This window comes from Paraflavitalea sp. CAU 1676, from assembly GCF_029223285.1.
Lineage (GTDB): Bacteria > Bacteroidota > Bacteroidia > Chitinophagales > Chitinophagaceae > Paraflavitalea.
On the sequence record NZ_JARHUJ010000004.1, the window covers coordinates 777,026 to 792,924 of the forward strand.

7 protein-coding genes are annotated in these 15,899 nt (G+C 46.3%); 5 read left to right on the forward strand and 2 right to left on the reverse strand.

What is annotated here, in order from left to right; translation table 11 throughout:
* Positions 1-118: 118 nt before the first annotated feature.
* On the reverse strand, positions 119-1,117 hold the full coding sequence (locus tag P2H89_RS16145) for an acyl-CoA reductase (RefSeq protein WP_275828610.1): 999 nt from the start codon (positions 1,115-1,117) through the stop codon (positions 119-121).
* A 60-nt stretch (positions 1,118-1,177) separates the two neighbouring features.
* Between P2H89_RS16145 and P2H89_RS16150 the strand changes: the two genes are divergently transcribed.
* The 4 genes from P2H89_RS16150 (at position 1,178) to P2H89_RS16165 (ending at position 12,166) form a co-directional block, all read left to right on the forward strand.
* The gene (locus P2H89_RS16150; protein WP_345799369.1) at positions 1,178-1,525 is read left to right on the forward strand and encodes a 4Fe-4S dicluster domain-containing protein; all 348 of its coding nucleotides are present in this window, start codon (positions 1,178-1,180) and stop codon (positions 1,523-1,525) included.
* 449 nt (positions 1,526-1,974) lie between these two features.
* Positions 1,975-3,438, forward strand: coding sequence for a hypothetical protein (locus P2H89_RS16155; protein ID WP_275828614.1), 1,464 nt, complete (start codon positions 1,975-1,977; stop codon positions 3,436-3,438).
* Between the two features lie 265 nt (positions 3,439-3,703).
* On the forward strand, positions 3,704-7,630 hold the full coding sequence (locus P2H89_RS16160) for a hypothetical protein (RefSeq protein ID WP_275828616.1): 3,927 nt from the start codon (positions 3,704-3,706) through the stop codon (positions 7,628-7,630).
* A 51-nt stretch (positions 7,631-7,681) separates the two neighbouring features.
* On the forward strand, positions 7,682-12,166 hold the full coding sequence (locus P2H89_RS16165) for a DUF6443 domain-containing protein (RefSeq protein ID WP_275828618.1): 4,485 nt from the start codon (positions 7,682-7,684) through the stop codon (positions 12,164-12,166).
* 1,481 nt (positions 12,167-13,647) lie between these two features.
* Here P2H89_RS16165 and P2H89_RS16170 read toward each other — a convergent pair.
* Positions 13,648-14,202 carry a hypothetical protein gene (locus P2H89_RS16170; RefSeq protein ID WP_275828620.1) on the reverse strand — a complete coding sequence of 185 codons (555 nt, stop codon included), beginning with the start codon at positions 14,200-14,202 and terminating at the stop codon, positions 13,648-13,650.
* A gap of 673 nt (positions 14,203-14,875) precedes the next feature.
* Here P2H89_RS16170 and P2H89_RS16175 point away from each other — a divergent pair.
* Positions 14,876-15,871 carry a D-alanine--D-alanine ligase gene (locus P2H89_RS16175; RefSeq protein WP_275828622.1) on the forward strand — a complete coding sequence of 332 codons (996 nt, stop codon included), beginning with the start codon at positions 14,876-14,878 and terminating at the stop codon, positions 15,869-15,871.
* Positions 15,872-15,899: the final 28 nt, after the last annotated feature.

Here is a 15,899-nt window from a genome sequence, read left to right on the forward strand (position 1 = left end):
CGGGAACTCAGACAGTTAGCTTCGTCTATCGGCCCGGAAATCGAAAGATAATCAGGCAGTTTGGAAGGACTGAAATGAGTTGCCGGGTGGTAACACACAGGTGATCTGCGGTACCAGACTACAGGCTTACCAGGAATTGCATGGTGTCGATGCCGTCGGCATAGTCGGTTAAGCCGGGTTGTTGAGCTTTGCCGAAGGGCAGCCATTTTTTTCCAACGATGCACTGGATGTCATTATTTCCCGTCAAAGCGTCGGTGACTGCCAATTCATCCTTGTAAAATGTGTAATGCAATTGGCTGATGGGGGAGAAGGGCGAAGCAGCTTCGTGCAGGATGATGCTGCCATTGGTCATGTAGTATTGCTTGTTGATGATGAGGATGGCCAGTTGATAGTCGTAGTTGTTTTTGTATTTGTGGTGGTCGGCCAGGTGTTCGTATTTTTTGAAGGTCTCGAGCAGGGGCACGAAATCGTACTCCTCCGGAACGTAGAGTTGTGTAACGTTGCGGCAGCCTAGGCCGAAGAACTGGTATACGTCGTCGGCGAGCAGGGCCAGTTGTTCTACGGTTTCATTGCCGTCGAGAATGGCTACGGAAGTGCGATTGCGGCGAATGATATGGGGGTATTTGGCGAAGTAATAGTCGAAGTAGCGGGCCGAGTTGTTGCTGCCGGTGGCGATGTAGGCGTCGCAACCTTTGAGCATGGGTTGCAGGGCGATGAGGTCGCGGGTAGCGGGCTCCCAGGCATGAAGTTGCTCCACGAGGTGCTTGATCAGGGTTTCATCTTTCGAGGAGGGTTTGATGGTTTGGCGGTGGCCGCTGATGAAAACGGAAAGCAGGTCGTGAAACCCAACGAGGGGGATATTGCCGGCCATCACGATACCCACGTTTTTGGGTTGCGGGGTGGATTCCGGAATGCTGTATTGATGGGCCCAGGCGGTTAAGGCGGCTGGGTTGAGATAGGCTTGACCTATGCTGTTAGCCGAGAGGTCAATAAATTCGGGGGTGAACCATCCATTTTCACGGGAAGTGCGCTCTTTAACTGCTGTCCATTGATTGTCAGAAGATAAAATATATTCTCCCAGGCGCTTCGCTAAATCTATCCGTTGTTGTAAATTCATTACAGCGTATATTTGTCGTGCAAAATAACTGTATTCGATCCATTAAAATTCAAGGAATATATGTCTATTAAGATCACGGAAGAGTGTATCAATTGTGGGGCTTGTGAGCCGGAATGTCCCAATAATGCCATCTATGAAGGTGGGGTTGAGTGGGCGATCTCCGACGGCACCAATGTAAAAGGCCCTTTCACGCTGATGGATGGCTCGGTGGTGGATGCAGATGAGCGGCTGGCGCCCATTAGTGTTGATATCTATTATATTACGCCCAACAAATGTACGGAGTGCCAGGGCTTTCACGAAGAGCCTCAGTGTGCGGCGGTTTGTCCGGTGGATTGCTGTGTGCCCGATGAAATGTACCAGGAGACGGTAGAGGAGCTGATGGCGAAGAAAGCGAAGATGCATATTTAACACAAGTGTGCAAAAGTAGAGCGTCCAAAATTTGGAGCGCATTGCAGGGAAATCGTAACTTAACAGTATTCAAATAGTGAATGTAGTCTAAGTACTACTTAAAGCAGGCGGGTGATATTTCCCGTTGTAGAATGGTGAAGCGGCAATCGTCCTTCACCTTTCTGATTTTTAGGGGGTGATCAACTCAAGGTCGCTTGGCAATCTTTTCCTTCCTACACATCTTCATTGATACATCGTTTTCACGGTTACCACTTTTTTCAGCACGAAGCCTTCTCACTTATTCGCCAAAACTGCACAGTTATGCCTCAAAACTGCACACTTATGGGTTTGTCCTTGTCCGTTTGAAAGTTTTAGTCGTACTTCGATTTGAAAGCAACATTGAGCTGCTCCCCTGGCTAAGTGATTGCTACATTACCTTACCTGTTTAACCGACCTAACCTTAACTAACCATGCGAAACCCATGGCTCCTTGTCCTATTAATGATCTTTATCCTGCTGCATTCCGCTACAGCCCAGGATAATCCAACATTTGCAGACAAAATCCTCGGCCTTCCCGCTAAATTTAACGACCGCATTCAAAAGAAAGCTGACAAACTCGAAGAGCAACTCACCCGTCAAACTGAAAAATACCTGCAACGGCTGGCCCGCAAAGAAGAAAAGTTGCGCCGCAAGCTGATGAAGACCGACTCGACGGCCGCCAAACAACTTTTTGATGGATCAGCCGAACAATACGCGAAGCTCTCCGAGAAGTTGAAAAATCCCACAGCCATCACCGGCAGGGCAGGCGGGCAATACCTACCTTACGTTGACTCCCTCAAGACATCTCTTTCATTCCTCGAAAAGAATAAGGACCTGCTCAATTCCGAGGAAGCAAAAAAGATCACCGGTTCCTTACAACAAGTGCAGCAGATCCAGGGTAAACTGCAACAGACCGAAGAAATAAAAGCTTTTATCCGTCAGCGTAAAGAACAGATCAAGGCTACGCTCAGCCGCTATACGAACCTGCCGGCTGGCCTCACCAAAGGGTATCAGGATTTTCAAAAGGAAATGTATTACTACACTCAACAGGTGCAGGAATACAAGGACTTGTTGAATGATCCTGACAAACTACTCAATAAAACACTTTCGCTTCTTAATAAACTGCCCGCCTTCCAGGACTTCATGAAGCAGCATTCCGAACTGGCCGGATTATTTTCTGTGCCGGCAGGATATGCGAGCGGTCAAAGTCTGGCCGGTTTGCAAACCCGCAGTCAGGTGCAACAGCTGATGCAAAACCAATTGGGAGCGGGTCCCAATGTGCAGCAGATGATGCAGCAGAATCTGTCTGCAGCCCAGGCGCAGTTGAATGAGCTGAAAGATAAGATCAGCAAACTGGGTGGCGGTGGCGCCGACCTGGATATGCCCAATTTCAAACCCAACAACCAAAAAACAAAATCCTTCTGGAAGCGATTGGAGTATGGCTCCAATCTGCAAACGCAGAAGTCCAATGTTTTCTTTCCCACCACTTCCGATCTCGGTTTATCTGTCGGTTACAAGCTGAGTGATAAAAGTATCATCGGTATCGGTGGCAGCTACAAAGTAGGGTGGGGGAAGAATATCCGTAACATCTCCATCAGCAGCCAGGGGGCGGGATTGCGCTCATTCCTTGACGTAAAACTCAAAGGCAGTTTCTTCGCCTCCGGCGGATTCGAATACAACTACCAGCCATTATCGTACACCGAAACACTCACTCCCCAGGATCAGCATCGGGTAGAAGAATGGCAACAAAGCGGACTCGTAGGCGTCAGCAAGATCATCTCTCTCAAAAGCACAACCTTCAAAAAAACAAAACTGCAGTTGCTGTGGGATTTTCTCAGCTACCAGCAGGTACCCAAAGCCCAGGCGTTGAAGTTTAGGGTGGGGTATAGTTTTTAGAGAACGTCTATAAACTAAGAGCACGAAATCAAATTACCTGATAAACCTAAACTAAATCTTAACAATCATGAGAAGAATGTCACATCTTACCGACTCAAACCAAGCCCCCTTCGTTTATTGTAAGCGAACCAGATTTCTACTCTAAAGAGATCGCACAGCGAATTTTCATTTTTTTCTGAATTCTTAATTGCTTTTTGGCAATGGACAGTTTGCAAAAATTGCCCAAACGGCCAACCTATTTCTATTCAAGAAACACACAATTTACATGAAGAAAGTTCTTAGTTCAACGTATCCGTTGATACTGTTGATGTTGCTATGTATTTCGTCAATGGCACAAACCAATAATTATGCGGTAACGTTGCCCGAAGTGTTACCGGCTTCCCCCGAGCCCTGGGCTTTTGTAAAAGCCGGATTGGGAAACACCAATATGTCAACTGGGGCCGTGTCGGCAAAAATTCCCTTGTATGACATTAAGCTCAGAGATTTTACATTCCCGATATTCTTATCCTATTCCACCCAAGGGTTAAAAGCCGATGAAGCCTCTTCCAGGGTGGGTTACGGTTGGGTGCTAAATGCCAACGCAATGATCACTCGCTCGGTAAGAGGTAAACCCGACGAAATGACGCTTCGTCGACCGATGTTGACAGATTGGTATGCCAATGTCGACTCTGTCTACAATTATTACATGGATATGTCAAACCCCAACTCGATGTATGATAGTCAGCCCGACGAGTTTTCATTCAGTTGTAATGGGTATTCGGGGAAGTTTGTATTAGACAATAATTTTATTCCCCGCATGACCTCTACCAGTAATGTAAAGATCGAAGTGGGAGGAGGCTTTGTTCCAAGTACTTCAAGTTCCATCGGTCCGTTCTATATTACGACTCCCGACGGGGTGCGTTTCAAATTCGGGGAGACCTACGAAAGAACAACCAGCAATAATCTGATGTTTAATAGTGCTTTCAAGCTGGTGACCCGCACTGCCTTCTTCCTGAACTCCATCACATTGCCCAGCGGAGATTTTATCAATTTTCAATACTCACCGATCGCCCTGAATGTGCGAACAGGTGTTACGCAAACCTTGCAGGTTGCAAAACAAGGCGGAAGGCAGGAATGTGGGGATTGTGAGTCGCGCAATAGTTATACTACGCAAATTAATAGCGTGAATTACCAGTCTCATTATCTTACGGGCATCACCACTTCAAGTGGGCAATGGCTGTCGTTCGACTATGAAAATCAAACAGACCTTACGGGGGATGTGAGACTTAAAGGATTTATAGTTTCGGGATTAAAAGAATTCAGGTTTAATTATTATGACGTTCCTGGCACGGGAGTGGGAAAGCCGCTCGGACGATTCTTCCTGACAAGAGTTCGCCAGATCAATTATGATGCTACAGAATCGGGTACGGACACTTCCTTTGATTATTCTTTAACGTATAATCAGCTTGATAAAGTGCCGCTGCCGATCACTTTCGCACAGGATTATCTGGGTTTTTACAATGGTCAAACAGGCAACAATTACCTGATACCACCTTCGGTAAATTCCAGCAATACGATCGATATCAGTCATAGATCTTTCAATACGACGGAAACGATGAAAGGTGCCCTGGTTGAAATCAAGTACCCGACGGGTGGCAGGGAAGAGTTTGTATATGAGGCCAATACTTCGGGCAGGTATCAGGTAAACAAAAGGGCTTTTTACGTTGATCTCTATAGAGCCGGCATCGGTTATGCGACCTATACGTACGACAATATAGAGGTACATAAGGATCAGGTTGGAACACTTATGGCAACAGCCGTAGATGCGGATCCCAACGACGGTTACCTGGAGGATCCTGGGCACAATACCGTTGTTTTGAAACTTTTTGATGAGAGTACAAGTACATTGATTACAACAGTTACCCTGATGGGACTAACTACCAATAATGTTAACGTGAATTTATTGGCAGGCCATAACTATAAGCTTGAGCTTACAGTGAAGGGAAGCATAAACTGGGGCAACGGAACACTGCATTATGATAATAGCTGGACTGATATTTATGACACCGTTTATGTGGAAACTTCGTTACCCGGAATACGTGTAAAGCAAATCAACTATTCGTCGCCGGGAACATTTGGCAACTATTCCAAATACTTCAAGTACGCCAGTTTAACTGATCTGCAAATGTCAACGGGGTTAGAGTACCTGAATTCCATCTTTCATAGCACTTCTGTTTCGAAGAATTTTTGCGGAGACTTTGGGGCTTATGAAACGCACTGCCTTCTCGATATCTATTCCTCAAACACGGCGAGTGATGTATATGGATCGGTAGGAAGCGGAAGCCTTATTTACTATACATCGGTGATTGAAAGCGATGATCCAAACTTTGCCAATGGAGGCACACAGTATAACTTTTTCCCGAATGAAATGGGAGGAAACCAGGTTTCTCTACATGGTGGCGATATCCCCTATCTTCCGCAAGGGCAGGCTCCAACTTTATCTGGTGAGGTATCCTCTAAATGGATATTTAACAAGGATAAGCAAATTGTAGAAAAGGAGGAAAATGAATACGAAACGCTATATTATTCCGACCCAACCGTCTATTCAGTGTTTGTAAGGAAAAACTGGGAACCGTTTCCTGATCGCCCCGACATCCTTGAACCATTCGATGCAACAAGAACGCATTACGCTAATTGGTGGATCAGGCGGAAAAGTAAAACAAATACAAATTATGCGGGAGGGGGCACATCAATTAGTAAAACAGATTACCAGTATGGGCTTCCTGTAAATATTCAACCCACCTTTTTGGTTACAACCAATAGTAAGGGTGAGCAGGTAAAGACTGAGACCAGGTATCCTACGGATTTTCCTTCAAATCCTGTAATGGCAAAACTGGTTCGTAAGAACATTGTAGCACCCGTTATCGAACAATCTTTATACAAGAGCGGAACGGTAATGCAAAAGAAACAAGTTACTTATCGGGATTGGTTTGGCGACAGTACAATCGTGTTGCCCGATACAATCAAAACTAAGTTAACACCAGCGGCCTCACTGGAGACTGATCTTGTATTTGCCAAATACGATACCCGGGGAAATATAAAGGAGTTGAAAAAGGAGTCGAATATACCTGTTGCTTACTTGTGGGATACCATTCGGGCAGTACCGGTTTGTGAGGTGAAAAATGCTACGGTTCAGCAGTTTGCTTACGCCGGCTTTGAAGACGGTACTGGCTTGGGAGGCTGGCAATTGAACTCAGGTAGCGCCAGTGAGGGAACAGCATTTACGGGAATGTATGATTTCACGGGTTCGATATCCTGGACGGTAGCAGTAGCCGGCACCTATACTGTACAACTCTGGGCCAAAGGAAGCGTAACCGTAAATGGCGCAACTGGAAAGAACCTCCGTTCAGCACGCGGTTGGACGCTTTATGAATGGTCGCTTACCAATCCTTCATCGGTAGCTGTCTCCGGTACGCATATAGATGATGTGAGGCTGTATCCTCAGAATGCCATGATGAAAACATTCACCTATAAGCCATTTGTGGGTGTTACTTCCCAAACCAATGAATTGGGAATAGCCTCCTATTTCGAATATGACAACATGCTTAGGTTGTTGATGGTAAGGGATATCGATAGCAATATCATCAAAAGGTATAAATATGAATTTGTGCCGCAGGAATCTGCTACTGCCACCTGGCAGCCCACGGGAGCAACGAGGTGTAAACCTTGTGCATCTAATCCGTTGTATAGTTCTACTATCCAGGAAAGGGAAGAGAAGGACATCAATCAAACAAGTAGTACTTATAACCAGCTCCGTTGGGTCGAGACAGGCGCTTCCGGAAGTTGCTCGGCAAATGCGGTTTGGCAAAATACCACCACCACGCCTCGGTGTGTAAAGGACGGACAGAATAATAATACCGGGGGACGGGAGCAAGAGCAAAAGGATGTAAATCCATGCAGCCTTACCTATAATCAGACCCGCTGGATTACGATTTCTTCTGATGAAAATGCGTGCCCCTTGCCATGTCCCGGTTGCAACACGATTGATAAGAAGTGTATAAATGGCGTTTGTGAAACAGGCATTTTGGACTTTGTAAGTTCAGTGCAGGTCAATGGTTACACCTGGCATTGTACCTGGAGGTACAAATTTTCTGACCTAACCTATTCTGCCAATTTCGTGATTGTAAGTTCAGGCCATTGTGAAGTGGATTAAGGCAGCTACAAGCATAGATGAACTAATACCTAACTAATGAAAAAGATTTCGATGCATACAATATTTAAGAAGAATAAATATTTCATTGTTTCGCTGCTACTGGGGGTAAGTGCGGATGGAATAGCCCAAACACCGGTAACTCCCCAGATCCCTTATGAAGGAAACGCAAAGGTGAATTATATCCGCACCTGGGAGGCTTCGGCGCCCGAACAGAATGCGGCAACGTTAACAGGCCGGCCATTGAAGGATGTAAAACAGGGAACGACCTACGTTGATGGGTTGGGACGCCCGATTCAGACTGTAGTGAAGCAGGGTTCATTGGCTACGGGTGCTTCCGGCGGCCCAACTGACCTGGTAATAGCGGTCGTTTATGATGGGTTTAGCCGGGAGAAGTTTAAATATCTTCCGTTTGCCGCCAATAATAAGGACGGTAATACTTCAATTAATGATGGCTTATTCAAGCTTAACCCGTTCCAGCAACAAGTACAGTTTTACAATAACCAATTGACGGGTCAACCCCTGGAGACCAATGTAGGCACCGGTAGCCTCAATTGGGCCTATGGACAAACCACTTTCGAAACTTCACCGCTCAACAGGACGCTGGAGAGTTTTGCACCAGGCTCCAGCTGGGTGGGCACTGCGGGAGATGCCACGGAAGCCAATCGCCATTCGGTGAAAGCAAAGTACTACTTCAATACGGCAACAGATGACGTAAAGATCTGGAAGGTGATCGATAGCGTTAATAAATGGGGCTCCTATTCGATGACAGGTGTTTATGGTGCCGGGGAACTCTCTAAAACAATCACCGTAAATGAGCACAACAAGCAGGTGATTGAGTTTAAGGATAAGGAGGGGCAGATCATATTGAAAAAAGTCCAGGTCAATGGGGCAGGTGATGATGGCTCTGGTATCAGCTACCCTAATTGGCTGTGCACGTATTATGTGTATGACGATCTTAACAGGCTTCGGCTGGTGATCCCTCCGGTTGCCGTAAATCATTTATTTGCATCTACCTGGAGCAACGCCACGTTGCTAAATATGCTGCCGAATTTGTGTTTCCGGTATGAATACGATTCCCGTGGACGTATGATACGCAAGAAAGTAGCCGATGGTGGCGAAACCTGGATGGTATATGATGCGCGGGATAGGCTGGTATTATCACAGGATCGTCAGATGCGTACGGGCTACAAAGGGTGGATGTATACAAAATATGATGACCTGAATCGTCCTGTTTCCACTGGCTTTATACCTGATATAACCTATTGTGCAGACCTTGCTTACCATGTTAATGCAGCCTGGAGCAGTACCAATTATCCTGACCTGAATAACTATGTGGAAGAGGTTTATACAGAGACATTTTACGACAACTATAGTTGGTTGAATAGCTTCTCCTCCTCACTAGATTCGAATTACATCAATACATTCGATTCTTATTTGTATGCACCTTCTGCAAGCTATCCTTATCCACAGGCAACCACTCCCTCCACGAATAAAAAGGGGCTGATCACGGGCACACGGGTAAGGGTGGTTGGGCCAGTTGTTTCCTACTTTTTTACGCTGAATATTTATGATGATAAAAGTAGAATAGTACAAACGAAAGCAACCAATATTACCGCCGGAACAGATATTACCACGACCCAATATGCCTGGAACGGTCAGCCCTTGGTAGTTGTTCAAAAGCAACAAAAAGGAGGTGCCAATCCACAATCACACATCATTGTTACTAAATTGTCTTACGATGATCTTGGGCGATTGTTGACCGTTAAAAAAGCAGTCAACAGTACCATTGGCAGCCAATCATTGTCAAAGACTGAGCAAACCATCGTACGCAATGAGTACGATGCGCTGGGGCAGTTGAAGAAGAAATTCCTGGCGCCGGGTGCAAGCGGCGGGTCATTAGACTCACTCACCTATGACTACAACGTGCGGGGCTGGATGCTGGGTGCAAACCGGGAATACGCAACGGATACCATTAGCGCCGCCAATAGGTTTGGATTTGAGTTGTCCTATGATAAAACCAGTCTTACCGTCAATGGCGTGGGTGCTAATTACACGTCCAATCGACGCTACAACGGCGATATTGCCGGCATGCTCTGGAAGAGTGGGGGAGACAGCAGGTTGAGGCGCTATGACTTTAGTTACGATGTGGCGAATCGGCTGATTGATGCCGACTTTAAACAATTTACCGGTAATGGTTTTAACCGGAACGCCGGTATCGACTTCACGGCAACTGGAGTTACCTATGATGCCAATGGCAACATCCTCACGATGAACCAGCGTGGACTGAAGCAGGGTAGTAGTGTTACTATCGATAGCTTGTTGTATAATTATTATACTTATAGCAACAAGTTGATGAATGTGATTGACAGGGCCAATGACACGGCGACGACCCTGGGCGATTTTAGGGCATCGGGAAAATATATGCAAAGCCTGACCGGGGGTAAAACGAACTCAACGGTTGACTATACCTATGAAGCCAACGGGAATCTGAATACAGATCGAAATAAGGACATAGAAGGCGGTATAGCGTACAATCAACTGGCATTGGTTCGGTATGTGGAAGTTAAGACTCCGGCTGGAACCGTTAAAGGTGGTATTACCTATTATTACGATGCGATGGGTAACAAATTGAAAAAGGTGGTTGATGAAACAGGTAAACCGTCTAAAACTACGCTCTATCTCGGTGCTTCGGTATACGAGAACGACACACTGCAATTCATAGGGCATGAGGAAGGCAGGTTAAGATTAGCGAAGCGGACATTTACAACAGGCAGTACGGCCAACCAGTTCCAGTATGACTACTTCTTAAAGGATCACCTGGGTAATGTGCGTATGGTATTGACAGAGCAAACGGATACCGCCAATTACCTGGCCTCTATGGAAGCAGCTTACAGGGCAACGGAAGATAAACTGTTCTACAATATCCCCAAGACCAGCTATTCGAAAGCCCTTGTTCCAGGTGGATATCCTGTAGATGCAACAACGAATCCCAACGACTCCCTGGCGCGTACAAACGGCAGTGGCAATAAAGTTGGACCGGCGATCGTGTTGAAAGTAATGAGTGGTGATAAGGTTGATATTGCGGTGAAATCCTTCTACAAGAGTGGTGGAACAACCAATTCCGGTGGAGATCCGATTGCGGACATGTTAAGCTCTCTGGCTTCTGGCATTATTGGAGTTGCCGGCGAAAGCAAAGGAGCATTGGCGGCATTGAGCAACACCTCAACAAGTCCATTATTGGGAGCTGTGAATAGCTTCAGAAGCAACAAAAATCCCAATCAAACCGGCAAACCAAAAGCATATCTCAACTGGATTTTGCTCGATGAACAACTTAATTATGTTGCAGGCAGCAGCGGTGCCACACCAGTGCAAAATGCTGATGCTATTTATGCCCTGACGAGTAATGGCCCTGTATCAATTTCAAAAAACGGTTTTTTGTATATTTATGTTAGCAACGAAACCCAGAACTGGGACGTGTTCTTTGATAACCTGGCAGTACAGCATATCACTGGGCCAATTACCGAAGAAACTCACTATTATCCATTTGGCTTGACCATGGCGGGCATCAGTTCAAAAGCTGTTGGTAAACTGGACAATAAGTATGAATACAATGGTAAGGAAAAGCAAGAGAAAGAGTTCAGTGATGGCAGCGGTCTGGATTGGTACGACTACGGAGCGAGAATGTACGATGCGCAGATTGGCAGGTGGCATGCGATAGATCCGCTGGCGGAAGTTAGTAGGCGTTGGTCGCCATTTGTTTACGGACTTGACAATCCAATAAGGTTTATTGATCCCGATGGAATGTCTACGGAAGATGTTACAGAACAGGATCCTAGAAAACCCAGGAGGTTACCTGATCACTCAGAAGTGCAAAATATGAATAGTGACGAGATAGTTAATGATGTATTGTATGTTGCTTCCGGTCTCGGAAATCAGCCTGAGGAAGACTTCCGTGCGGAAGGAGAGGAAAGTGTATCAGCGTCGAAAAATGCCCTTAAGATGTATGTCCAGGATCGATTTAAAGGCACCGCGGGTGTGATGGATTTTGGTGCTATTTTTAAAGATGGCGTTCGCATACCCATAGTTGGCGTAGACTTTCATGATCAAGTAGGTATTAATGTCACACCAATGGTGCAAAGTTTTGATGAGTATCTGGGAACCACTGGCGGATCGTCAGGCGCAGATGCGGGCTCAAAGAATGGAGCATCAACGGAAAATGGATATGAAGGAAAGGCGGGGAAGGATGGTAATGGAGGAAGCGCAAGTACGAAACATCAACAATCAAGGGAGCAATCGGCTGGCCAGTCTACTTCAAATAATTCTACAAACCACAAATACAACGCGACAATGCTTGTTCAGGTGACTATTAATTATGAAGTTGTTGGTGCGGCTGGTGGCAGGAAAAGTCAAAGCCTCACTTATTTTGTAGGTCAAAAGATAAAATTCAACGCGGATGGTACGGCTTATGGAGCAGGTGAACCTGCTAAATTTAAAGCAGCCGTGATTACCCAGGCGAAACAAAAAATAGATAAATGAAAATAGCGCTTATTAGTTTGTTGGTTTTTCAAGGCGTTTTGGCAATCTACTTTCTAGATAAATGCCTTCAATACACCAATTCTTATAATAACAAAAATATTGAGGGCGTAGCAGTTTACGGAGTATTGTTTTCATTTCTACTTGTAAATAGTACTTGGATAGTATTAACACTATACAAGAAGAAAATCACTGAAAAGTAGAAATAAGGGATATTAATTATTTGGTTGAATTGAATAATTCAGCCTTTAAATTAAGAAGTCAAACCGGGCTGCTTAGGGTAGTATCGCCTGCTAAATTATCCCATACTTATTTTTCTAGTCAAAATCGGGGTCCGAATGGACTCCGATTTTTTAAGTTTATGTGGTTGCCTAGGTTTCACCAAAACCAATTATACATAGCAGTATAAAAAGATTGTGAGGAAGACTGTAAATCTCGATTTAGGTGATAATTCGCAATCAACCATGAAAAATCACCTGAAACACCACCAGTTCCAATTAAAGAGCTCAAGCTAGCCCCCTCTCTTTACCCGCTCTCAGATCTCCCCCCGGTCACGCACTAGGTACTCCCCGAGTAACTCCTGAATAATCCCCCATTAGGTTAAAGGGAAGTCTAATGGAACTCTAAGGGAACTCCAAGGCAACAGTAAGGCAACAGGCATCAAATGTAGGCTGGACGGGCTTTTTTGCTCAGTTAGATTGGCGGATGCAGTTCTATGGCGGGTTTGCTCGAAATGAGCAATTCAAATAGCATAGCCGCGAAGCCCGGATGAAGCAGATCTGTCTAATTTACAATATCTACCATCCCATATCCAAATTTATCGCTTCACCTAAGTAGAAAATGCAGCCTATACCCACCATCATTAGCTCAAATCCCTTTCGTACTTGCTAGCCGTCGGAAACACCCTTCAACGCAAAAGCATCCTCCCCGGCTCAAAACCCTTCCTGCTTCTCAGTCGCCCGAAACGCAGCTTATCCCCCAAGTGCCCCCTCAACCCCTTTTCCTGCGCGTCAGCACCGAAACGCACCTCTATACACAACTTCTGTCTCAAACATCCTTTCCGGCGAGTCGGCTCTCCATTACCCGCCAATAAACGATCTTTCCCAACCCGGGAAGGGCGAACACTGAGCGAACACAGAGCGAACCTACACCGAACACGAAAGGGGACCGTTCCCCAAATGGGAGAGACTTTCGATCGGTCACTCGAGCCTCCAAACCTTTACCCTACCAAGTACGAACTTGTCCGCCTCCAGCAGCGCTAAAAAGCGCGATACGGACCCATCTCCGACGCGAAAGTTTAAATGGAGGAAAATAGAATGGCCCCGTATGACAAAGGAAATGCAGCCAATGCAAGGCATTATCACGGAGAGCCGATCCCGCTTCTCGAATTTTATGCATTCAGGTAGCAGTAAACGATCAGGTACTCTTCTTCTTCAAGGCTCAGGAATAACACCATTTTTGTCTGCAATACTGCAATCCTCATCTTATATGGGATGTTTAGGTGTAAACAACCCATGATGCTGACTATCCACCTCTCTGTTTTTTCTCCGAAACTCCCTATCCCGCTTTTGCCACAAACGCAATTCAACAGGCGGCAATTCAGCAAGGTCCTTCTTTCCAAACCCGACCACTTCTTCACACAATGACGCACATTGTGCACGATAACTGATACGCAGATTCGTGCAGGGATATTCCTTCATTACGCCCCGCCGGCCAGCATATTGTTTACTGAGGTAGTCGAAGATGTCTTCCCGCTCCCAGCCATATTTTAACCAGATCCTGGCCTCGCTGACGAGTATACGGAATTGATTCTTCTTCCTGCGGTGCTCGGGTATCAGTGCATACACGGAAGCAGCAAGGGGCGATGCCAGGGCCATCTGTCCAGACGACGCCCTGAACTTTCGGAACGCCGGATCTTTCTTAATCCTTTTGCCGGTAATCGAACTGCGCGTGCGCAAATAATACCTGTCATACATCAGGTATACCGTGATCGGACCCACAGTACCAACGAACGGAGGAATGGAGGTAAGTCGAGCCATAAGATGGATTTTACTTGAAGTTACACAAGCGACGTTTATCCAAGAACAGACCCGTGGCATTCCGTGGCTTTCCGTGACATATAGTTACTTTCCGTGGCATTTTAACATTTCCTACGGCCTCACGATTGTCAATCATATAACCCATTTAGCCATCAACAGAAAACTGTATAGTCAGTGCAGCCTTATCCGCTTCTGATTATTACCTCAAGCGCATTTCCATCGCCCCAGCGATACACCTCGTTCGGTCCTTGTTCGTACCTCATCCGGAGTTACCGCGCAATTCCTGGCTGTCGGGGCTCCTTCACGTTTGGCCTTCTACTCGCCATTGTTTGCACATTCTTATGATATCCATTAGGTTAGGTTCGGCGTGGCCCAAAACAAAGAACGAATGAAGTACGTGTCAGGCAAGAATCTAATGCACCCAAACACTGCAGCTCCCAGCCCCATTAACCCGCCTCCTCGCCAACCTTACTGTCCAACCCGCCGCCGCACGCCGCACAAGATCACCCCACAACCCCCACACAATCAAACCGATAACCCAGCCCACCTGCAAAATCACCACACATCACACCCCCAAATCCCCTCCACCCGACCTAAAGCCCCCTGATTCCGAAACATTTATACCATCCCCAACGCTTTTTTCGTTTATTTGCTGAAAATTCCAAATAGATCAATGAAGCCTGTTATTGCCTTTGTCACCGGTGGATACTCAACCGAATCCGTCATTTCCTATAAAAGTGCGGTTACTATTGAAAACAACATCGATACCAGCAAATACGAAGTCTTTAAAATAGATATCACCCCCGAAGGCTGGTGGTACGAAACCACTACCGGCCGCAAAATAGCCGTCGACCGCAGCGATTTCTCCATTTCTGCCGATGGTCGCAAGGTCACTTTCGATGCCGTCCTCATCGGCATTCACGGCACCCCCGGCGAAGACGGTAAACTGCAGGGCTACTTCGACCTCCTCAACCTGCCCTATACCTCCTGCGATGCCGCTACCTCCGCCATCACCTTCAACAAGCGCTATACCGTGGCCGTCGCCGCCTTCGCAGGTATTCATGTGGCCAAATCTTTGCATATATTTAAGCATACGCCACTCACTCCGGCCGAGATTTTGAAACAGGTGAGCCTGCCGGTGTTCGTAAAACCCAACAACGGCGGATCCAGCATCGGTATGAGCAAAGTGCACAAAGCAGACGAACTCGCAGCAGCCCTCGAAAAAGCCTTTAAGGAAGACGATCAGCTGCTCATCGAAGAATATATCTCCGGCCGTGAATTCACAGTAGGTGTTTTCAAAACAACCGAAGGCATCATCGTATTGCCCATCACCGAAGTTGCTACCGATAAGGACTTCTTCGATTACGAAGCCAAATACCAGGGCAAAAGCACCGAAACAACGCCCGCCCAGGTCGATGAAAGCATCGCCGATACCATCCGTAAAACGGCCCGCAAAGTGTACGAGATCTTTAACTGCCGCGGTGTGGTACGCATCGATTTCATTTACAACGAAGCTAAAAATGCACCCTATATCCTGGAGATCAATACCGTGCCCGGCCAAAGCGAGGCCAGCATCGTACCCCAACAGGTAAAGGTGATGGGATGGACCCTCAAAGATTTCTACTCGTCGCTCATCGAAGACGCATTAGACAGGGGTAAAAGCAAATAACCAACAATCTTAAATCGAAATCCAACAA